We start from the raw sequence: 19,688 nt of genomic DNA, 5'->3' as shown, positions 1-19,688 counted from the left end.
GAGCGCTTGTCCGGCACGGCCCGCTCTCGCTGGCGGTGGAGTAAGTCGATCGACCCGTCCCCGGCCCGGGGGAGGTGCTCGTCCGCGTGGAAGCGGTCGGCATCTGCGGCAGCGAGCTATACGTACGGCGAAGCTGATTTCGCGGAAGCTGTCAGCCTGCTGGCGTCCGGCGCCATCCGTATGGACGGATGGACGGAATTCTGCGTGCTGGAGGAGACCGCCGCGGCGTTCGAGGCGTTGGACAGCGGCGTCAGCCCGTATGGCAAGGTCATCGTCAAGCCAAACGGCTGCGTTTAATTAAATGGTAAAGGGGCAAGGAAGATGCGGGGATTGGCAGGCAAGACCGCCGTCGTCACCGGCGGCGCGCAGGGACTCGGCGAAGCGATCGTACGCAGGCTCGCGGAGGAGGCCTGCGACGTATGGCTGCTCGATCGAAGCGAGACAGGCGCGGATACGGCGCAGCGCATCGCTGCCGAGACGGGGCGCTTGGTTCGCTTCGAACGGATCGATCTGGCGGACGCCGGGCAGATCGCTGCGCTGGCGGATCGGTGGGCGCAGGACGGCGTACAGCCGACCGTGCTGGTAAACAATGCCGCGGCGTTCGTATTCAAGGGCGTCGAGGCGTTGCCGGCCGACTGGGACGGGATACTCGACGTCAACGTAAAGGGGACTTCCGCGGTGACCGGGGCCGTCGTGCCTTTGATGAAGGCGGCCGGGGGAGGCTCGATCATCAATCTGTCCTCCGTCAGCGGTTTCGTGGGACAGCGGCAGTTCGCCACCTACAACGCCACCAAGTTCGCGCTGCGGGGGCTGACCAAGTGCTGGGCGTACGATCTGGCACCGGACGGTATGCGCGTGAATGCGGTATGTCCCGGCTACATTCGCACCGAAGCCTTCGATAAATCCTGCGAGCTGCTCGGCATCGACCCGGCCGAGGAGGACGCGCGCGTCTCCAGACTGCACATGCTCGGCCGGCAAGGCCGTGCGGAGGAGGTTGCCGGCGCTGTCGCCTTTCTCGCCTCGGACGACGCGAGCTTCGTGACGGGCAGCGACCTGATGGTGGACGGAGGCTTTACGGCGATATGAGCTGCTGATCGAGCTCCTGGTTGCCGTTGGCCACGGCGGCGCCGGCCGTCCCGATCATCAGCTGCAGACGGCCGGCGATGCACAGATCCGGACGGTGCTACCGCCAGCGCAGCTGATCGAGCTCCTGGTTGCCTGCTTGCCCGCATCGCGTCTGAGCTGTTCGGCTAGCTAGCGCCGCCCTGCAGCTGGAGATGCTGCATAAAGAAAAGCCGCCCCCCTTGGGGAACGTCTTTGTTTAGCTTTTTCCGTACTGTTGGTTGTACGATTCCTTCAATTTCACAAGAAACGCTTCATCGCTTTTGCGAATATCCTGAATCTTGGACAGCAATTCCTCTTCCATAGCGATTTGGTTTCTGTAGTAATCCTCGCTACCGAACTTTGTCATGCTTTCACGGCGGTCTGTAATCCTATCCTTAATTGATTGTTCCGTGCGGTTCCATTCATCGACCGCGTTTTTGTATTTTTTTATAAGATATGACAAGTCCTTTTCGCTACCTTGTATCATATTCTATCCCTTTCCGTTCAAGGCTGCTCTTGTTCTCCGTAAGTTGTCTTGATATGGATTGTAAATCCTTGCTGGAATTTCTTGCCTAATCCAATGTCGAACACCATTTGCTAATTCTGCAAACTTGTAATTAAGAATTCTTCGAGAAGCTGTACTTCCCTATTTACGACAAGTTTGCCGAACATAGAAATCTGATTGACATCTGGTCTTTCCAACGGCGTTAGTTCCGGCGTCATTTCGAAATAGTACCGATCATCTTCGATACCATAGAGATTTACAGAGCCAGAAACTTTAGACCTTTCATGTGGCAATTGCATTATCATCGGCCTCTTGTAACTTATTCCAAACTTTTTAAAGGAATAAGTCAAGTATTAATGGCCAATCGCACCCAGGTGATTAAGGAACTGGGCGACGCCGGCGGCCATCCGGATCTGCGCATCGACGTTCGTCCACTGCCAACGGCAATCAGGAGTTCCAGGAGCTACAACGCGCTGGCGGCCATTTACATCCGCGAATCGATGTCCGTCCGCAGCTGAGCGATCGCGCCGGTTGGCGCGGTCATGATCAACGGTAACTAGGATCTCGCGTCTCTGCCTTGACACCGCGAACATCCGGATCTATTCATCAACGGCCGTCCGCTGGTGACGATCGGGCCGACTGGCGCGGCGATCAGCGAGCCGGCAACCAGATGTGTGCGAATTCCCACGCCAGCGATCGCTCACCGTCGCTCGTGAGCTGGACAGCTGCAACGAACCCAAGAGTCTGGGTTGCTGGCTAACCCAATGACTGTACGCACATGTCGTACAGATGCCAGCTATATTTAGAAGCCAAAGAAATGGGTATCATTTTGGATTAGTTGGTACATATCTAGATAAGAGGAGTTATTCCTAAATGAGGGCATGGTGATACAACATGACAGTGAAATTCAGCATTGCCTCGTGTTGTGACGCGCAGCAATGTCTCAATTCTGAAATAACTTATATTATGCCAGCTTTTTCTGAACAGGCTGCTTTAGAAACAGCAAATATTCTAAACCAAAATCCAACAGTTAGATGTACCTCTTGTGGATCGTATCTCGGTTATTTTCCTGTAAATGAAGAAGAGCCTTACCTATGAGGTAAGGCTCTTCTTGGAGGCCCACAAGGGGCATATACTACAAACTTTCGAGGCCCACCCGGGGGCATGTTTTATTCCAAAACTCTGTGTTACCAATATAACTCTAAAAGCTAATAAATGCAAGCATTTATTAAGGTTTTGATTCTTACGCTGTTGATGCCGGGTTTTCGGGTTCAGGCCGGATTTTGCTTATTAGCGCTGCATAAGCATCCTTTTGGACATCCAGACGAGATTTAATTATTGCTTGAGTGGACTGATTTATTTGTGCTTTAGCCGCTACCCATGCTCGCACTAATTGTCCTCTTTCGGTTGCTTGTACTACGCATTCCTGTCTCGTCATTTTATATTCCGTATTAGGATCGCTATACAGTTTATATATCAATTCATCTTTTGAGTGGCTTACTTCGATGAACGGTCTATGCAGGTGAGTAAATTGTACTTCAGGATCCTCAAAGACTGGAACGGTATCTGGAAAAGCGTTGCGAATGTGCTTCGTGTACAATGTCTCTTCCTTCAATCCATAAATCCTAAATCCTTCATACACTCTTTGTTTCTGGTTAGAGGATAATTTTACAACTTCTGTTGCGCTTGTTGCCGGATTACGGAACCGATTCGTTTGAACCCTCTTTCGACTAACCGTGGTGATCTGGTTCATCAGAACAACTGTTTCGCCAGTTAGAGGCCCCACATTTCCCAAGTTAAACGTGACACCGGTCTCCATTGTGGATCCTGGTTTGAAGCTAGTTGTAGGTATGATGCTCACATGGTCGCGCTTTCGATCTACATCCCATATTATACCGAAATGTAAGTCGTTCAGCTCCGATCCAAGTCCGGCAAAGTTTACTGTAACTAACTGCATCTCGCTGAGCGGAGGGAGATATTCTCCTGAGCCGGTATTAACCCTCAGATGCTGCTTGGCGCTGAAAACAAATTTCCGTATGCGAGCTAATGTACTTTCCCTTGTAAAAGCAGGTACTCCTGTATCATTAGTTATTTGGGAAAGCGTCTTGTTGATGTCCCGTACATGCTCATCTTGCAGAATGTCCATGCATAACGGCAAAGCAGTGTTCTTTTCTCTTTCAGGCATGTTAAGCAGTTCTTTCAAAAAGTCCTCTAGCATATATCCACTTCTTTCTATTTGATCTCAACCCTTCTTAACATTTCCGGACTAGCTTGTCCAGTCTAATGCCCCCTGCGATCAGAGTGCGCCGTTCGGGGCCGCCGGCTGCTTTCCCCACGCAAAAAAGCTGTCCCCGTTTTTACAACCGGCGGACAGCTTTTTCCATTGACTCAAGCCTGCGGCACCCACTTCGTGATCCGGCCCTGCGGCACCCATTCCACGACATAGATGGCGCCTTCGCCGTCTACGTGCACCGCATGCGGCGATACGAAGCCCCGCTCCGGCCACTCGGCAGGCGGGATCGCGGGCCATCTGGCGTCCTGCCAGAGCGAGCTCGACTCGCCCAGCTGGGCGATGACGTTAAACTCGCGATCCGCGACGACTACGCGGCTGTTCAGATCGGGAATACAATAATAGTCGCCTGCGCCGACCAGATCGCACGGCAGCATGTAATCTCCGCCGAACGCGCGCAGCAGTTGTCCGTCCGCTGCATATTGCACGAAACGCCGGTGCCTGCGGTCGGCAACGTAGACGGTCGTTTCGCCTGATTCGGAGCTGTCGACCCATAAGCCGTGAGGCTCGTACAGCTTCCCGTCCTCCGCATCCCCGCGTCCGCCCCAGCTTTGCAGCCAGCGTCCTTCCTTGTCGTAGCGGTGAATCAGGTATTCTCCGTAGCCGTCCGCCACGTAAATATCGCCGTTCGGCGCGACGCCGACGTCGGTCGGGCGATACTTGTCCGGCGTCGCGTAGATCTCGGACAACGGAGGAACGTCCAATACGAGCATCTCGCTTCCGTCCAGCGCATGCTTGGCGACGCGCTGCCTGCGGATATCCGTCACGTACAAATACTCCGTGCCGTCCGCCTCGCGGTCCAGGCACAGACCATGGGCGCCATCGGCATATTCTTCGCCCCAGGAACCGACGTATTCGCCGTCCGGCTCGAATATCGCGACCGCATGCCGGCTCATGTTAAACACATAGATCCGTCCTGCCGCATCCTCGGCCAGTCCGTGCGTATACCCGAGGGCGACGCCCTCGGGCAGCTTGGCCCACCCGGAGAGCGGCGAGTAATTCGCCGCCTCCCGGATGCCGTTCTTGCGCATATCCGTCATTTTTCGTCCGCCTTCCGTTTTTTATCGCCGTTCGCGCTCAAGGTCTCGTTGCCGCGCCCCGTCTCAACCGGTCCGCTTCGCGTCTCTTCCCGGCGGCATCCTCCCGGGCATGCGCCTGCGCATCCGCTAGGTCTGCACATGGGCTCAGCCCTCTCTAGCGAGCAGCGGGAATCTTGGGCCGGCGATCGGCTGCCCCTTTTCCAGTCCGGTTCCGTCGGTGATGACATGCGCATCGCCGCTGTAAGTGACGCCGTCAGGCATATAGATGATGGCGAGCACGCGCCGCGGGCGATCCGTAGAGTTGGCATGCGCATAGTGGAAGGTCAAGCCGTCGTGGAACGTGCAGCTTCCCGCCTTGAGGGGCACGATGACCGGTTTCTGCGTATCCGCCTGGCCGCCCTCCACGTAGTCGAAAATGTTTTGCGGGTCGGCCAGATCGATACCCTTCAATTTACCCAGACGGTTGGACTTCGGCACGAAGGCCATGCAGCCGTTGCGTTCGTCGACGTCGTCGAGCGTCAGCCAGATCGACATCATGCCGGGATTTTTCTCGTTCACCGGCCAGTAGGGCGTATCCTGGTGCCAAGGGGTCTCCTTGGAGTCGCCGGGCATTTTCCACAAGCCGTGGTCGTGGAAAAGTCGCATGCCCGATGCGCCGGCGAGCAGTCTTGCCGATTCCGCGAAGCGAGGGTGCGCGGTATAGCGTCCCATGCCGGCATGATCGCGCCATAGGCTCACCTTCTGGTTCAACACCCGGTAGTACAGCCCGCCCTTTTTGTCGGTTTTGACGGCGCGGTCTCCGTCGTTCTGCATCGCTTCCTCCAGATATTCGCGGAGCTCGGCCAGTTCCTCCGGCGTAATCATGTTGTCCACCTGCACGAACCCGTTCTCCCGGTAGAAATCGATATGGGCTTGCGTGATAGGCGTTTGTACTTGCGTCTGAGTCGTCATCGCGCTGCATCCTCCTTGTGATTTGCTGTAGTTCAAGCATAATAGGTAGAGGCGTTGCGGTGGATGGATAGAAGTTCGCCGTATTTGTAAAAAGGTCGAAAAACAAGGAGCGCTTACATGCCTGTCCCGCAGAGAATCGATTACCGCCTGCTGTCGCCTTACGTACGCTTTGTGCACGAGATCGTGATCGCTCCCGGCGCACGAAACGCCGACCGGCATATTTACGATTACGAGTTCATCTTTGTCGTTCGCGGCGAGGGCAGGCTGCGGATCGGCGATCGCGTGCATGCGATGAAGGGGGGCGATCTCTTCTACATCCGGCCGCATCTGATTAACGCGATGGAGATCTCCGAGGCGCAGCCGATGGATTGCTTTGCCGTTCATTTCGATTATATGTACCTGGGAGAAGGACATGAGTTTTCCCCGTATGCGGTATATATGGGACAAGGCGTGGAGGAAGGCGCCGGTCGCCTGCACGAAAGGCCGGCCATCGAGCCTTCGGAGCTCGACATTCCCGAGGCGATCGCGGTCGGAGACGTGAAGGGCTTTTACGAGACGTTTAAGGAGTTGAACGAGTGCTTCAGCCGTGCCGGCGTCGGCGCAAGGCTGCGGCTGAATTCAGCCATGCTGCGGCTGCTCGGGCTTGTGTACGAGGAATTGATGACGCGGGAAGGCGTGCGGATCGGACATCCGCACGCGGACATGGTGCTGGAGGCAATTCAATACATGGAGGCGCACTATGCGGATCGCATCGACGCGCAGCTGCTCGCGGGACGGGCAGGCTTCACGCCCAAGTACTTCGGCACGCTGTTCAAGCAGGCGACGGGCACTACGGTATCGGCTTACCTGCTTCGTCTGCGCATGGATCGGGCCAAGCAGCTGCTCGCGCAGCGCAAGCTCTCGATCGAAGAGGTTGGCGCTCGCGTGGGCATCGGGGACCTTTATTATTTCAGCAAGCTGTTCAAAAAAACGGAGGGTATGTCTCCAAGCCGGTATGCCTCGTCGATCGGTTGGCCTGCGGAGTAGCGGCATTCTTGCAAGCCGGCCGCGAAGCTGCGCGCAGGCGCTCGGGCGTTTAGGCGTTTAGGCGCTTAGGCGGCAAGCTTCTTGGCCATGGCGGCAGGCTGCTTTTGAGACCAGTACTGCAGCGCCGTCGTCAACAGCGGATCGTCGTTCGTCCAACCGCCGCCCGTCTGAGCGAACTTGCCTTCGCCCGCTTTTCCGGCGATGCGATACAGGTCCGGCGACTGTCCCTGATCGGCGCGCAGCATGAGCAGGTAGCTCTCTCCCGAGCATAAAAGCGAGCTTCCCGCGTTCGCGGACTGGACGATGCGAATGTAGCGCGCTGTGCCGCCTTTCAACCAGTCGCGCACCTCAAGCGTCGTCACCGCGGAGTTGCCGTCCAGCGCATGCGCTTCTGCGATGACGGTCCCGGTCACTACGGCATCGGCCGAATTCATCAGGTTGAGCAGGCGGGCGGCGTCGCCTTGAACGGCAGGGCCGTTTTCGGCGTCTTCGTATCCATCTGCGGGAAAATCGAGATGAACGGGCGGCAGCGGCACGATTTGTTCGGCGGGAGACAAGGCAAAGGAGGGCGTCAGCGGGCCTTTCAGAAGCAGGCCGCCGACGATCAGGGCAGCAGCGAGCAGAACGGTTCCGAAGAGTTTGATCGACATCAGGACACCACCGTTTCCGAGTTGGTCTTTGCATTCTTGACGGAACCCGCCAGGCAAATGTTCCACTTTGACGCAAAGTAACGATGGCTCAATATCTGGAAATGGAAAGGACGGCATATCGCTCGATTCGAAAACGGAATCTGAAATTTAGGGTAATTTGGATTTTTGTAGTGGTATCATGAATGCACGAAACTTGTCGAAAAATCCCATTGGGCCGGGCGAACAGATGGTATAATAAAAGCCTGAACGGAGGTGCCTCCTCCATGGCGGCCTGGTTGTTTTTATTCGGCGGATTGCTCTCGCTCTCGGGAGTCGCCTATGCATACAGCTTGCGGAAGATGCCCGGCGCGCTTCCGCTTTTCGCGCTTTTTGGGCTGAGCGGAATCATTATGTTCGCCTCCGGCAGGGAGGAGCTGGTGTCCGGCCTTGCGGACAAGCTGCTGTGGCGCAACGTTCAGCAGATCGGATATCTTTACGCCCCGCTTTCCGTGCTCTGGCTCGCTTTGACTTATACGCGCGAAGGATCCAGATTCACTCGCCAGACGATCGCCCTGATTCTTGCGATTCCCACCACGGGCTTGCTCCTCATTTTTACGGATTCGTTTCATCGCCTCATGCGCGTGCAGGTTTACTTAAATGAAGCAGGGATGCTCGTCATTCAGCGGACGGTATTAAACCAGGCGATCTATGGCTTCTCGCTGCTGGTATCTCTAGTCGGCCTGTTCGTCCTCGTCCGCAGCGTGTTTTACACCCGCGGCGTACAACGTCGCCAACTGCTGTATTTGATCGTGGGCATGTATCTTCCCTCGGTGCTCGCGTTTTTGCGCGGAGCCGGATTAGTGGATTTTCAGGGCTACACGGCATCGATCGGCATCACTTATTTGCCCGGCCTGCTGATCGTCGGCTGGGGCGTGCTGCGTTACCACTTGTTCGATTCGGTTCCCTTCCCGCGCAACCGTCTGTTCGACATGATGAGCGAAGGGATCGTCGTGCTCGATGCGGACGGGCGGCTTCAGGACCTTAACGGGGCGGCGCGGCGCATGCTTCGGATGGAAGGGGGCCTGTGGCATGGCAAGCTTGTCGCCGACACGCCGCTGCCGTCGGAGCGCTGGCTCGCGGCGCATCGGGACCGAGTCGAGATCGCTTCGTTCGACTTCGCTCTGGGGGAAGGGGAAGACGAGCGGCAGTTCACCGCCAAGATCACCCCGATCCTCCATCGGAACCGCATTTTGCTCGGCTCTTTGTCGGTGCTGACGGATCGGACAGAGGAGCGCCGCCGGGAGCTTGCGCTTCGTCAAGCGGCCGTGACCGACGGCCTGACGGGAATTTACAACCGCAACGGCTTTATCTCGGAGCTGACGCGCTTGCTGGAGATCGCCCGGGAGCGAGGGACGCAGCTGTCCTTGCTCGTTCTCGACATTGACAGCTTCAAGAGCGTGAACGACAGGTTCGGCCATCTGACGGGGGATCGGACGATACGCGCTTTCGTGGATTCAGTGCTTAAGTCGGCGGGGGAGCTCGGTTTGTTCGGCCGCATCGGCGGCGAGGAGTTCGCGCTGGCGCTGCCTGGCATGACCGCCGAGGATGCGTTCGAATGCGCGGAGAGCGTCCGCCGCGAGGTCAGCCACGCCGTGATTGCGGACGGACTCGGCGGCACGTTCGGCATTACGGCGAGCATCGGCGTCGCGACTCTTAGGGCCGAGGATCGGTCGTTCGAATCGCTCTACTCGCGGGCCGACGCCGGTCTGTACGAGGCGAAGCATCTCGGACGCAATGCGACCCGCGAGGGTGGCCGGACGCCGGTTCATGCATAGCTCGGCTTTTTTAAACTGAGGAGGACCTGCACCGCGCGGCGCAGGTCCTCTTTTTCGTTATGCTAGGCCATATATTCGAAAAACAGCGGCGACCGCATGAATCGCTCGACCTCGCGGGCGTCCTCGGATACGGCGCAGGCGAGGAGCAGCTTCATCAGCGCTGCTTCGGACGAGATATTCCCGAGCGCGATCCCTCCTGCTCCGGTCAGGTGCGACGACGAGGCATACATATCGCCTTCGGGGCTGCGCATCGGCACGAGATAGACGTCGACGCCGCGCTCGCGGCAGTACGCGATAAACGAGACGAGCGTCCTTCCCTCGGCGCCGTCCCGCGCGTTCGCGGTACCGGAGTGATAGGTGTCGTGCAGCACGGCGCGCGGAGGGCGGGAATCCAAGTCATAGACGCGATAGTCCAGACCGGGATAAGGCTTGACGTACAGCACGGGCGGCCAAGCGTCGTCGCGCGCCGGCGGCGCGGTCGGCGCCGATGGCGCCGAGCGGAAAAGTTCCGACGCGGCGGGGTTGACCGGATGCGGGTTCGGCTCGAAGCGGCCGTCCCGCATTCGGCCGAAAGGGGCCGCATGCGGCGCGTCGAACTGGTCGGTGAACGGCAGCGCCTGCGTGATGCGCGTGCCCAGATAGACGACCGATTCGCCCCGCTGGTCGCCGAACAGCGCGAATACGCCAGGCAGGCCGGCTTCGGCGATGAAGTCGACCGACGCCGAGAAGTTGGCGAGCCCATTGCTCCTCGGGTCCTCCAACGGATAATTGGCCGCCGTCAGTACGACCGGAAACGGCGCGTCGCAGCATAGATAGGAGAGCATCGCCGAACTAAAAGAGAGCGTATCGGAGCCATGCGTGACGATGACGCCGGCATAACCGCCGCCGTATGCATCGCGGATCGATTGGGCTAACGTCGCCCAGTCGGCGGGCACAAGGTTCTCGCTCAGCAGATTGCAGGGCTGCGCGGTCTCGAATTCAACTTCTCGCGTTCCGGCGATTTGGGCATACTGCTCCAAGAGGAAGTAGGAGCCGGCTGTATCGACGTCGATGCCGTGCGCCCCGCGCCGGCTTCCGATGGTGCCGCCGGTGAAGAGTACCAAAATTTTAACGGACAAATTTGCGGACAAGTAAGCAGACATCCCTTCCGTTCATCGTATAACGCATGGCGCTGCGAAGCGCCGATCGCATCAGAAGCTGTCCCAAATATCTGCGAGCGGGATATCGGCCCGGGCCATGACTTCGTCGGCAGCCCCGTAGTACATGCGGACCGTGTCGCCGGCCAGAATCGCGCCGCAGGAGAACACGACCTTGCCGAAGAAGCCGTTGACCTCGTAGTCGGCTTCGGGCGCCAGGATCGGCACGCGCGAACGGGCCAGCACGCGCGCCGGGTCCTCCAGGTCCAGCAAGGCGGCGCCCATGCAATAGCGGCTGTCGGCGTCCGCGCCGTGATACAGGGCGAGCCAGCCGCGGTCGGTCCGGATCGGTACGGCGCCGCCGCCGATGCGTCCGCCGTCCCAATGGCCGGGACGCAGGCCCATCAAGTAGCGGTGGCCGCCCCAATGGAGCAGGTCGGGCGATTCAGCGACCCACATCTCGGGCGCGCCGATCGACTTGGGCACGGGACGGTGCATCATATAGTATTTGCCGTTAATGCGCTCCGGAAAAAACATGGCGTCTTTATTTTCGGGCGGAAGGATCATTCCGAGCCGTTCATAGGCAACGAAGTCGCGGGTCACGGCCAGCCCGACGCCGACGCCCCGAGAGCTGACCGCGCTGTAAGTAATGTAGTATTTATCGCCCATCTGTGTAATCCGCGGGTCTTCGATACCCCAGGCCTCGTCTTCCCGGGAGGGGAATAGCGCCGGCGTCTCGTCGACGACGAACCGCACGCCGTCCCGGCTGCGGGCGACGCGAAGATGCGACATCGAGGTCAGATAGGCATAGGAGCCGTCGTACCCTTTGATCACGCGCGAATCGGCAAAGTTGTAATTGGGATCGTCGGCCGCCAACCGGACAAGCTCGAGCCGGTCGCCTTGCTCGTCGAGCATCGGCACCAGCACGGCGCCGGACTCCGACTGCAGCGGCATCTCTGCCACGCGAAGCAGCAAAATAACCTCGTCCCCCAACTCGGCGACGCCTGCATTAAAAGCGCCTACGACCTGAAAATCCGGACGAGAAGGTTTGACATGACCGACGGTCACGATGGGACCGTCCGCCATGCGAATGACTGCCATTGACGCTCACCCCGTTTGCATCTTATTCTAACCCCATACTACTTTACAAGTACCCAATCTCCAAGCGGAGGGCTCGCAATCGGGCCCGATCGGCGCGGGAGGTAGCGGAGACCGAGGGATTCGACTTGAGTGAACCAATGAGCGTACGCAGCGGAGAGATAATCGACGTATGTCTGCTGGCGGGCAAAATCATGCTGGAGAACGGCGGGGAGACGTATCGCGTAGAGGACACGATGATGCGGATCGCATCCGCCTACGGCGCGGAGAATCCGCAGAGCTTTGTTATGCCGACGGGCATCATGTTCGCCATCGACGGCTCGGAGACGTCGACGCGACTCGTCCGCATTTCGAAGCGGTGGACCAATCTGAACAAGGTGACCGAGGTGAACGACATCTCGAGGCGCATCGCGGGCGGCCATTTGCCGCCGGCTGAGGCGCGCAGGCTGCTCAAGGGCGTCGAATGCGACGCGCCTGTCTACCAGCCGGCCATTCAGCTGGTGCTGGCGGCGCTTGCGAGCGGATGCTTTCTCATCCTATATGACGGAACCTGGGCAGACATGCCTGCGGCCATGCTCTGCGGCGGAACGGGCTTCTGGCTCCTCGGCCAAATGGTGCGGCTCAGCTCGATCCGGCTGTTCGGGGAGCTGATCGCGGCCTTTGTCGTCGGTCTGCTATCCTATCTGATCGTGCATCTCGGCGTCGGCCAGCAGCACAGCACGATCATGATCGCGTCCGTCATGCCGCTCGTGCCGGGGCTGCTCATCACCAACGCGGTTCGCGACCTGATGGCGGGGCATCTCGTGTCGGGCATTTCAAAGGGCGCAGAGGCGTTCTTGACGGCCTTCGCCATCGGCGCAGGCATCGGGATCGCGCTGACGCTGAATGGATAAGGGGGCGAGCGGGGCATGATCGCAGATTACTTTTCTCAAGCCATCGCGAGCTTCGTCGGCACGGCGTGCTTTGGCGTCATCTTCCAGATTCCGAAGCGGAGCCTGATCCAGTGCGGTCTGGCGGGCATGGTCGGCTGGCTGGTGTACTTTGGCTTGATCCAGGCTGACGCCGACCAGATCGCCGCCACTTGGGCGTCCGCCGTGCTCATCGGCCTCATCGCTCACTATCTGGCGATCCGCTTCAAGGTGCCGGTCACCGTATTCAGCGTCTCCGGCATCATCCCGCTCGTGCCGGGCGGCATGGCCTACGACGCGATGTTGAAGGTCGTGCAGAACGACTATATGTCCGCGGTCGAGCTGGGGGCCAAGGCCTTCATGCTGTCCGGCGCGATCGCGGTGGGGCTGGTGTTCTCCGAGGTCGTGAATCAGCTGGTGAAAAGGGTGCGGACGGGGATGTCGCGGGCAGGGGGATGAGAGCGGGCAGCTTCGGGGCGGCTCCCCGACCTGCAGCGCTGCCAGAGAGCGGAGTTAGCGGGAAAAACCGTGGATCTCTGCCGAATTCGCTGCCGGGGAGCGGAGATAGCAGGAAAAACCGTGGATCTCTGCCCGAATCGCCGCCGGGGAGCGGAGTTAGCGGGAAAAACCGTGGATCTCTGTACAAATCGCGCCTCCGCGAGCGTCGTTGCCCGGAAAACCGTGCATTTCCCCGCCATGCGCCGCTCTTGAGTACCATTCCTGCCTAATCCCATGCATCTGCAGCCGCAATAATTGCGGTAACAGCGCTATTAATCGAGATGTGTGCGAGCACAATCTTGCTCAATCCTCTACGCAATCCGCAAATCGGATGTCGTGATCGAGCTCACGAGCCGCGAATGCGAGCAGGCGCGCGCCTTCTTCGGCGAGCTCTTCGCGGTCGTCCGCGGATAGGGGCGCGAATGGCTCGACGATCAGCAGCGCGTCGCTGCGTCCCCGCCGGATTTCCCACTTGCCGGCGACGATGCCGTCCAGCAGGAAGACGGGACGGACGAGCCCGTTCGCGGTGAATACGCGTTTTTTGCGCGTCTCGCTTAATATGCGGGAGCGGTCCGCGTAAGCGAGCAGCATCTGATCGAACTCGCCAAGGAAACGCGGCGGGCTAGGCGTGTTCGCCTCCGGGCGCGGGGCTTCGGGCAGGTCGAACAGCTCGATCCCCTGCTCGGACCGAAAGCGAACGAGCTTGGACCCGAGCCGCCGAACCGCGTCCTGCAGCTTCGTGAGGCCCGACCATGCCTGCATGTCCTTGACCGATGCAGGACCGAAGGCGGACAGATAGCGCACGACGAGCGCCTCGTCCGTACAGCTCTCCGCCTGAGGCAGGCTGGTCCACGCCTCGAGCGGCACATGCAGCGCCTGCCCGCTGCTGCCCCACAGGCCGCGGGGCGGCGTCTGCACGAGCGGCACGCGCGCTCGGACCGCGATCGCGAGCGCCTCGGGATCGCGGTCCGGCCAGCGCTCCGCCAGACGCGCGCCAAGCTCGGCGAAGCTATGCGGCCGCTCGGCCGTCCATTCCCGCCCCAGGGCGGCGATCGCGTCCGTATCTACGCCGGCGAGCCGCTTTCCGAAGGCGCCGGCCAGGCCGCGATCCTGTACGGGCTGGAGCAGCGGACGAAGCGCCAGGGCGTCCCGCGTCGAAACGAGGTGGAGCGTGGCTCGCATCAACGCCATCCGCACCGCTTCGCGTCCGAGCAGCAGGCCTCCAAGCTCTGCGGGATCGAACTGCTCGAGACGCGCCCACAACGCGTAATAAGGCGCCATCGGCGCCTGCGCTTGCAGGCCGCACAGCCGCTCGATCGCCTCGAGCGCGGACATGCGCTCCCGGCGAAGCAGCATCTGCCTGGCCAGCAGCGCGCGATTCAACGCGCCTTGGTCCAACGTCTGAGCCGCCGCAAAGCCGTTGCTTTTTGAATGGGAGTCTGACGGTCGTTCGTTCATGCGGTTCGTTCCTCCTTGGCGAGGCGGTCGAGCCTCATCGATAAACCAAGAATAACGCATGCTCTCTGACAGCAGTCTGTCAGTAAAGAATGCATGCGACAACCCATTTCGTTCAGCGCTTGTTCCAAGCAGTCTTTGTCGGCATGTCAGAAAGTATAAATTTGGCGGCGATTTGCGGCAGGTAAGCGAGAATGCGGCGGGCCGGAGCTTTTCGGTCGTTATTCGGGTCGAAATAACTGCATTCGTACAGGTATTTTCTTCGGATCAACGACGCGCGATGAAAAAGATGCAAATGTGCAGGTAAATTCAAAGCGCAAGCCGGAAATGGGGCTGGCGAAGAAAAATAAATGCACATTTGCATCTTTTCTGGCTGAAAGGGTCGGGATCGGCGAATATAGATGTATATTTGCAGGCATTGCGGCGAAAGGACGGCGCAGGCGACGATAGCCGGGCCCATTGGAGCGGCTGTCGGAATAGACTTTAATACGGCAGACGGATCTCGACGCGGGTCCCTTGACCCAGCGCGCTCATGTAGCGGATCGTTCCTCTGTGCCCCGCCAAAATCTGCTGGCTGACCATGAGGCCGAGACCGTGTCCGGACGCTTTGTTCGAATAAAACGGTTCGCCCAGATGCTTGAGCTCTTCTTCGGAAATGCCGAAGCCTTCGTCCTCGATGACGATCAAAATGCTGTCGTCCCCCGATGGATCCAAACGCGTTGTCGCCCGGGCCGCAGCAGCCGCATCCGGCTCGCGGGCAGCAGCCACCTCGGCAGACGCATCGCTCCCGCCCATCGCATCGCTCCCGCCCATCGCATCGCTCCCGCCAACCGCACCACTCCCGCCGGCCACCCCGCGTACCTCCGCCCAGATGCCGATGCGCATCGTGCCGCCGTCCGGCATCGCCTCCATGCCGTTTTTGAGCACGTTCAGAAAGACTTGCTTCAACTGGTTAGGCTCGCCGTTCAGCGGCGGCAGCTCGTCGGCTTCGCGCAGCTCGAATTGCACGTTGTTCATGATCGCCTGCGCCTCGAGCAGCGCCACCGTCTCCTTCATGATGGAGCGGATATCGATGATCTGGAAGCGAATCGCCTGCGGCTTGGACAGGACGAGGAACTCGCCGACGATAAAGTTGATCCGATCGAGCTCCGACAGCATCGTTTCGAGATGGGCCGGCGTGATGCCGCCCGACCTCTGCTGGAGCTGCACGAAGCCCCTGAGCGTCGTGAGCGGGTTGCGGATCTCGTGCGCGACGCCCGCGGCGAGCTGGCCGACCATCGACAGCTTCTCGGTGCGTCTGAGCATCTCCTCGGTTGCCTTCCGCTCGGTAATGTTCCGCGAGATCGAGGCGATGCCGACGACCTCGCCATGCTCGTCGCGCACGGGGGACACCGTGATGCTGACGTCGATCTGCGAGCCGTCCTTGCGGTAGCGGATCGTCTCGCAGTCCGCGACCGAGCCGCCCTTGACGACCTTCCGCAGGATGCGGGAGTAATCCTCCTGCAGCTCCTCCGGCACCTCGGGCAGCCGGCGTCCAAGCGCCTCGGCGGCGCTCCAGCCGTACATTTTCTCGAACGCGGCGTTCACCTGCATCAGATTGCCGACGGGATCAGCGACATGGATGGCGTCCGAGCTGTGATGCACGAACGACTCGAGGTACTGCTTGGTGCTCCGCAGCTCCGCCGCCGTATCTCTCAGCCGGTTCGTATAGGTGCTGAGATTGCTCGCCATCGTATTGACGCGTTCGGACAGCCGGCCGAGCTCGTCGTTGCTGGCGACGGGCAGCGGTTCGTCGAAGCTGCCTTCGGCGACCGCATTGACCTTGCGCAGAATCTGCCGAACGGGGCGGATCATCAGTCCCGACAGCCAATAGCTGGTCACGATGGTCGCGGCCAACAGAGCAAGCGCGATGACGCAGCTAAGCAGCAGCTGCCGGTGGAGATCGCCGCTGATCGCCGAACGGTCGAAGCTCACGGTGACGATATAGTCCCGGTCTCCATGGATCGGGATATAGCTTTTGAGCAGCCGCTTGCCGCCGGAATTGCTGTTCGCCGTGACCGTCGTACCCGTTTTGATCGCCGTATTCACATGCTCGACGTCCGTCTCGTCCTTGTAGGCGTACGTGCCGAACACGATGTCCCGGACGTCCAGATTGTAGATGGGCTTGCCTTTCTTAATCTTGATGATCGGCGCTTTTCCGAAAAAGGCGGGATCGATGCCGGTGATCTCGACGAGATCGGAATTGTCGTTCAGCAGCTGTTTGATCAGTTTCTCGGTACCGACCGAGTCCTTGAAGTCGACCAGCACGTCCCCCCGGCTGAAGGGATTGATCATATAATTCGTCTTGCCGTCGTAATAGTCGCCCCACTTCAAGATCAGATCGGGATCCGAGGTGGCGAAATTAAAGGGACCCGACCAGAAGTTCGGCATCGCCCGGCCGAAGCCGACGTTGACGGGCTTGCGGTCGAACAGCTGCTGGAAGGCCCTGTACCAGTAATCCATCGTATTCGAACCGAGATTGATCTCGCTGGGCTTGGAGGACTTCTTAACGACGATGTCGTTTGGCGTCTTTACCCACAGCGAGATTCCTTCCAGCTGCAGTTCTGCGGTCAATTTGACGAGCTGTTCGTTGGTCACGTTGTCGATGTCGGGATCCAGCGAGCTGCGTATCGCGATCGAGGCGGCGAGCAGCTTTTCTTCTTGCGCCTTCTCCAGACGTTCGAGCTCGTCTTCGTACGATTTGATGGACTCTCCGATCTGCTTCGAGATAATCTCCATACGGTCGATCGCCGCATTCTGCATGCCCGCCTTGGACCAGAAGTACGTAATCGACAAGTTCAGCATGAGGATCGCCGCGACGAGCAGAGACAGGAATAGCGTTAGTTTAAGCTTTATAGACAAGGCAGAAGGCCTCCTAATGTTGGGGACTGGACGTAGATGTCTGAAACGGTGAAGTTGCTCGGAAGCCGGCCTTTATAAATTCTGTGCGCCCCGCTCATAATCCTGCCATGCGGCGTCAGCTAAATAATGCAAAGAAGGCTTAGCATAAGTTAAAGCGTTTAAACTTTTGTGGTTGATTAGAGCAAGCCCGGTGGGTTAAAATGAGTCTGCGAAAGTTAAAGCGTTTAAACTTTGGAGAGAAGTCGCAGCGCGAAACCGACGGCAGGCTTCTCTTATGAGGAAAAAGGAGCGCGCAAGCGTGAAAATCAGCATCTTCGACGTCGCCAAAAAGTCGGGACTGTCCGTGGTCACTGTTTCCCGCGTCATTAACAACGCGTCGTCCGTCAGGGAAAAAAACAGGGAAAAGGTGCTCCAGGCGATGAAGGAGCTCGGATACCACCCGAGCGCCGCGGCGCGGAGCCTGGCAAGGGGGCGAACGGGCGTCATCGGCCTCACGCTGGCGACGCTGCAGGACTCGTTTTTTGACGCGGTCGTCAAGGAGATCGGCGATCGGTTGGCCGAGCATGGCTACTTTCTGGCGCTGTCGGTCGAGACGGGAGCCGGCGGAGGCGCGGGCCGGCTGCTATTCGAGGAAGACCGCGTGGACGGCGTCATCGTGCTGTCCCCGATGCAGGAGGACGGCTACGAGCTGGAGCTGCTGCAGAAGCGGATTCCCTATATTCTGCTGGACAATCAGCAGCCTTCGCCTTCGGCGCCGTCCGTGGTCGTGAACAACTTCAAGGGCGGGTACGAGGCTGCGCGGCATCTGATCGACCTCGGACATCGCAGGATTGCGCATATTGCCGGACCGCGGGCGTTTTTGAGCAGCCAGGACCGGGAGCGCGGTTTTTTGCAGGCGCTCGCCGAGGCCGGGCTCGCGCCCTGGAGCGTCGAGCCCGGCGAGTTCAACATCGAGTCGGGATACCGGATCGCGGAAGCATGGATCGCGGCAGGGCGTCTGCCGGAAGCGGTATTCGCCGCGGACGACCATATCGCGCTCGGCGTCGTAGACGCCTGCAAGAATGCGGGGCTTCGCGTGCCGCGGGATCTGTCGGTCGTCGGCTTCGACGACCAGGTCCTCGCATCTGCGCTGCGGCCCGCGCTGACGACGGTCCGCCAGCCCGCGGACAAGATCGGCCGCAAAGGCGTGGAGCTGCTCCTCGCGGCGATCGAGGGGCAACAGAGGCGCCATGTCACGGTGCAGATCGATCCGGAGCTGATCGTCAGGGATTCGACGGCACAGGCCGTCAAGGCAGGGAACGAATAGGCGAGAGGGAGAGACGAGAATGAAATATTATCTGGGCGTCGACGGCGGCGGGTCCAAGACCTACGCGCTCGTCGCGGACGAGCAGGGACGCGTCGTCGGCAAGGGCAAGAGCGGCAACGGCAATCATCAGATCGACCGCGAATGCGCGCGGCGGAGTATCCGGGAGGCGACGGAGATGGCGCTCGCCTCCGCGGGAATCGCGCGGGAGCAAGTGGCGTCCGCCTGCTTCGGCTTGGCCGGCGCCGACCGCGAGACGGACTTCAGGATCTTGCGTCCGATGATCGGGGAGCTCGGCTTCGCGAAGCACGAGATTCACTGCGACACCATTATCGCGATGCGCGCAGGTACGAGCCGACCTTACGGCGTCGTGCTCATCTGCGGCAGCGGCACCAACGGCGCGGGTTTGAGTCCCGCCGGAGAGAGCCTCCAGGTCGGCGGGTTCACTTATATGACGGGCGATTTCGGCGGCGGCACGGCGCTGGCCGTAGAGGCCTTCCGTACGGTCATCCGCGCTTGGGACGGACGCGAGGAGGAGACGGCGCTTACGCCGCTCGTGCTGGCGGAGACGGGCTATTCTACCGCCGAGGAGATGTTTCACGATTATCTGGACCGCGATCTGCAGCCGCCGCTAAGCCTTGCGAAGCTGCTCTTCGAGGCGGCCGAGGGCGGAGACGCTGCCGCGCAGGCGATTCTGCGCAAGCAGGGCGAAGAGTCGGGCCTTCAAGCAAGCGCCATTATCCGCAGGCTCGGCATGTCGGACGAGACATTCGACGTCGTCATGGCCGGCAGCATCCTGACGCGGGGCAAGGGAGACTGGGTGCATGCCGGGATCCGGCAGGCCGTAGCTGCCGCGGCGCCCAATGCTACGGTAGTGAAGCTGGCGGTCGAGCCGGTCGTCGGCGCGCTATGGCTCGCGTTCGAGGTGGACGGTCCGCTGCCGGAGACGGCGCGCGAGACGCTGAAGGACGCGGCGGAATTCGAAGCGATCTGATCCAACATACAGGAG

18 protein-coding genes are annotated in these 19,688 nt (G+C 59.8%); 9 read left to right on the top strand and 9 right to left on the bottom strand.

All coding sequences use genetic code 11. From position 1 onward, the window contains the following. Nucleotides 1-6 precede the first annotated feature (6 nt). Both ACFOTD_RS27305 and ACFOTD_RS27300 read left to right on the top strand, forming a co-directional pair. Nucleotides 7-297: a hypothetical protein gene (locus tag ACFOTD_RS27305; protein ID WP_378123116.1), complete on the top strand. Its 291-nt coding sequence runs from the start codon at nt 7-9 to the stop codon at nt 295-297. Nucleotides 298-321: 24 nt separating this feature from the next. Then, on the top strand, nt 322-1,086 hold the full coding sequence (locus tag ACFOTD_RS27300) for an SDR family NAD(P)-dependent oxidoreductase (RefSeq protein WP_378123115.1): 765 nt from the start codon (nt 322-324) through the stop codon (nt 1,084-1,086). A gap of 235 nt (nt 1,087-1,321) precedes the next feature. On the opposite strand, the gene ACFOTD_RS27295 is transcribed toward ACFOTD_RS27300, so the two are convergent. After that, nucleotides 1,322-1,591 carry a hypothetical protein gene (locus tag ACFOTD_RS27295; RefSeq protein ID WP_378123114.1) on the bottom strand — a complete coding sequence of 90 codons (270 nt, stop codon included), beginning with the start codon at nt 1,589-1,591 and terminating at the stop codon, nt 1,322-1,324. A 374-nt stretch (nt 1,592-1,965) separates the two neighbouring features. Between ACFOTD_RS27295 and ACFOTD_RS27290 the strand changes: the two genes are divergently transcribed. Beyond that, entirely contained in the window at nt 1,966-2,127 is a 162-nt protein-coding gene (locus tag ACFOTD_RS27290; protein ID WP_378123113.1) for a hypothetical protein, read from the top strand. 725 nt (nt 2,128-2,852) lie between these two features. On the opposite strand, the gene ACFOTD_RS27285 is transcribed toward ACFOTD_RS27290, so the two are convergent. The 3 genes from ACFOTD_RS27285 to ACFOTD_RS27275 all read right to left on the bottom strand — a co-directional run bounded on the left by ACFOTD_RS27285 (nt 2,853) and on the right by ACFOTD_RS27275 (nt 5,890). Next, entirely contained in the window at nt 2,853-3,812 is a 960-nt protein-coding gene (locus ACFOTD_RS27285; protein WP_378123112.1) for a hypothetical protein, read from the bottom strand. A gap of 185 nt (nt 3,813-3,997) precedes the next feature. Beyond that, nucleotides 3,998-4,939, bottom strand: coding sequence for an NHL repeat-containing protein (locus ACFOTD_RS27280; RefSeq protein WP_378123111.1), 942 nt, complete (start codon nt 4,937-4,939; stop codon nt 3,998-4,000). A gap of 144 nt (nt 4,940-5,083) precedes the next feature. Continuing rightward, nucleotides 5,084-5,890 (bottom strand): phytanoyl-CoA dioxygenase family protein, encoded by an 807-nt coding sequence (locus ACFOTD_RS27275; protein ID WP_378123110.1) that lies wholly within the window; start codon nt 5,888-5,890, stop codon nt 5,084-5,086. A gap of 117 nt (nt 5,891-6,007) precedes the next feature. Between ACFOTD_RS27275 and ACFOTD_RS27270 the strand changes: the two genes are divergently transcribed. After that, complete coding sequence (locus ACFOTD_RS27270) at nt 6,008-6,916, top strand: helix-turn-helix domain-containing protein (RefSeq protein ID WP_378123109.1); 909 nt, start codon at nt 6,008-6,010, stop codon at nt 6,914-6,916. A gap of 65 nt (nt 6,917-6,981) precedes the next feature. Here the strand turns inward: ACFOTD_RS27270 and ACFOTD_RS27265 are convergent, their stop codons facing one another. Next, entirely contained in the window at nt 6,982-7,566 is a 585-nt protein-coding gene (locus ACFOTD_RS27265) for a death domain-containing protein (protein ID WP_378123108.1), read from the bottom strand. Between the two features lie 263 nt (nt 7,567-7,829). Here ACFOTD_RS27265 and ACFOTD_RS27260 point away from each other — a divergent pair, with 263 nt between their 5' ends. Then, nucleotides 7,830-9,380: a histidine kinase N-terminal 7TM domain-containing diguanylate cyclase gene (locus ACFOTD_RS27260; protein ID WP_378123107.1), complete on the top strand. Its 1,551-nt coding sequence runs from the start codon at nt 7,830-7,832 to the stop codon at nt 9,378-9,380. A 62-nt stretch (nt 9,381-9,442) separates the two neighbouring features. Here the strand turns inward: ACFOTD_RS27260 and ACFOTD_RS27255 are convergent, their stop codons facing one another. Together ACFOTD_RS27255 and ACFOTD_RS27250 are read right to left on the bottom strand one after the other, a co-directional pair. Continuing rightward, a complete protein-coding gene (locus ACFOTD_RS27255) occupies nt 9,443-10,510 on the bottom strand; it encodes an asparaginase (protein ID WP_378123106.1) in 1,068 nt (355 codons plus the stop codon). Between the two features lie 60 nt (nt 10,511-10,570). Beyond that, nucleotides 10,571-11,617, bottom strand: coding sequence for a glycoside hydrolase family 130 protein (locus tag ACFOTD_RS27250; protein ID WP_378123105.1), 1,047 nt, complete (start codon nt 11,615-11,617; stop codon nt 10,571-10,573). A 125-nt stretch (nt 11,618-11,742) separates the two neighbouring features. Here ACFOTD_RS27250 and ACFOTD_RS27245 point away from each other — a divergent pair, with 125 nt between their 5' ends. Beyond that, nucleotides 11,743-12,507 (top strand): threonine/serine exporter family protein, encoded by a 765-nt coding sequence (locus ACFOTD_RS27245; protein WP_378123104.1) that lies wholly within the window; start codon nt 11,743-11,745, stop codon nt 12,505-12,507. A 15-nt stretch (nt 12,508-12,522) separates the two neighbouring features. Then, nucleotides 12,523-12,981, top strand: a complete 459-nt coding sequence (locus ACFOTD_RS27240; protein ID WP_378123103.1) for a threonine/serine exporter family protein — start codon at nt 12,523-12,525, stop codon at nt 12,979-12,981. A 342-nt stretch (nt 12,982-13,323) separates the two neighbouring features. Here ACFOTD_RS27240 and ACFOTD_RS27235 read toward each other — a convergent pair whose 3' ends face one another. Together ACFOTD_RS27235 and ACFOTD_RS27230 are read right to left on the bottom strand one after the other, a co-directional pair. Further along, nucleotides 13,324-14,478: a winged helix DNA-binding domain-containing protein gene (locus tag ACFOTD_RS27235; protein WP_378123102.1), complete on the bottom strand. Its 1,155-nt coding sequence runs from the start codon at nt 14,476-14,478 to the stop codon at nt 13,324-13,326. 480 nt (nt 14,479-14,958) lie between these two features. Continuing rightward, nucleotides 14,959-17,376, bottom strand: a complete 2,418-nt coding sequence (locus ACFOTD_RS27230; RefSeq protein WP_378123101.1) for a PAS domain S-box protein — start codon at nt 17,374-17,376, stop codon at nt 14,959-14,961. Nucleotides 17,377-17,674: 298 nt separating this feature from the next. Between ACFOTD_RS27230 and ACFOTD_RS27225 the strand changes: the two genes are divergently transcribed. After that, a complete protein-coding gene (locus tag ACFOTD_RS27225; RefSeq protein ID WP_378123100.1) occupies nt 17,675-18,682 on the top strand; it encodes a LacI family DNA-binding transcriptional regulator in 1,008 nt (335 codons plus the stop codon). Nucleotides 18,683-18,701: 19 nt separating this feature from the next. Continuing rightward, nucleotides 18,702-19,673: an N-acetylglucosamine kinase gene (locus tag ACFOTD_RS27220; protein ID WP_378123099.1), complete on the top strand. Its 972-nt coding sequence runs from the start codon at nt 18,702-18,704 to the stop codon at nt 19,671-19,673. Nucleotides 19,674-19,688 lie beyond the last annotated feature (15 nt).

The sequence above is a fragment of the Cohnella sp. GCM10012308 genome, assembly GCF_042649185.1.
Taxonomy (GTDB): domain Bacteria; phylum Bacillota; class Bacilli; order Paenibacillales; family Paenibacillaceae; genus Cohnella.
Note: the sequence above shows the minus strand (reverse complement) of the source record. Positions and strands in the feature narration are given on the sequence as shown.

Coding starts and splice junctions, on each gene's coding strand:
- ACFOTD_RS27265 (WP_378123108.1), bottom strand. CDS start 7,566: ATGTCGATCAAACTCTTCGGAACCGTTCTGCTCGCTGCTGCCCTGATC.
- ACFOTD_RS27250 (WP_378123105.1), bottom strand. CDS start 11,617: ATGGCAGTCATTCGCATGGCGGACGGTCCCATCGTGACCGTCGGTCAT.
- ACFOTD_RS27300 (WP_378123115.1), top strand. CDS start 322: ATGCGGGGATTGGCAGGCAAGACCGCCGTCGTCACCGGCGGCGCGCAG.
- ACFOTD_RS27290 (WP_378123113.1), top strand. CDS start 1,966: ATGGCCAATCGCACCCAGGTGATTAAGGAACTGGGCGACGCCGGCGGC.
- ACFOTD_RS27270 (WP_378123109.1), top strand. CDS start 6,008: ATGCCTGTCCCGCAGAGAATCGATTACCGCCTGCTGTCGCCTTACGTA.
- ACFOTD_RS27220 (WP_378123099.1), top strand. CDS start 18,702: ATGAAATATTATCTGGGCGTCGACGGCGGCGGGTCCAAGACCTACGCG.
- ACFOTD_RS27235 (WP_378123102.1), bottom strand. CDS start 14,478: ATGAACGAACGACCGTCAGACTCCCATTCAAAAAGCAACGGCTTTGCG.
- ACFOTD_RS27295 (WP_378123114.1), bottom strand. CDS start 1,591: ATGATACAAGGTAGCGAAAAGGACTTGTCATATCTTATAAAAAAATAC.
- ACFOTD_RS27275 (WP_378123110.1), bottom strand. CDS start 5,890: ATGACGACTCAGACGCAAGTACAAACGCCTATCACGCAAGCCCATATC.
- ACFOTD_RS27240 (WP_378123103.1), top strand. CDS start 12,523: ATGATCGCAGATTACTTTTCTCAAGCCATCGCGAGCTTCGTCGGCACG.
- ACFOTD_RS27260 (WP_378123107.1), top strand. CDS start 7,830: ATGGCGGCCTGGTTGTTTTTATTCGGCGGATTGCTCTCGCTCTCGGGA.
- ACFOTD_RS27280 (WP_378123111.1), bottom strand. CDS start 4,939: ATGACGGATATGCGCAAGAACGGCATCCGGGAGGCGGCGAATTACTCG.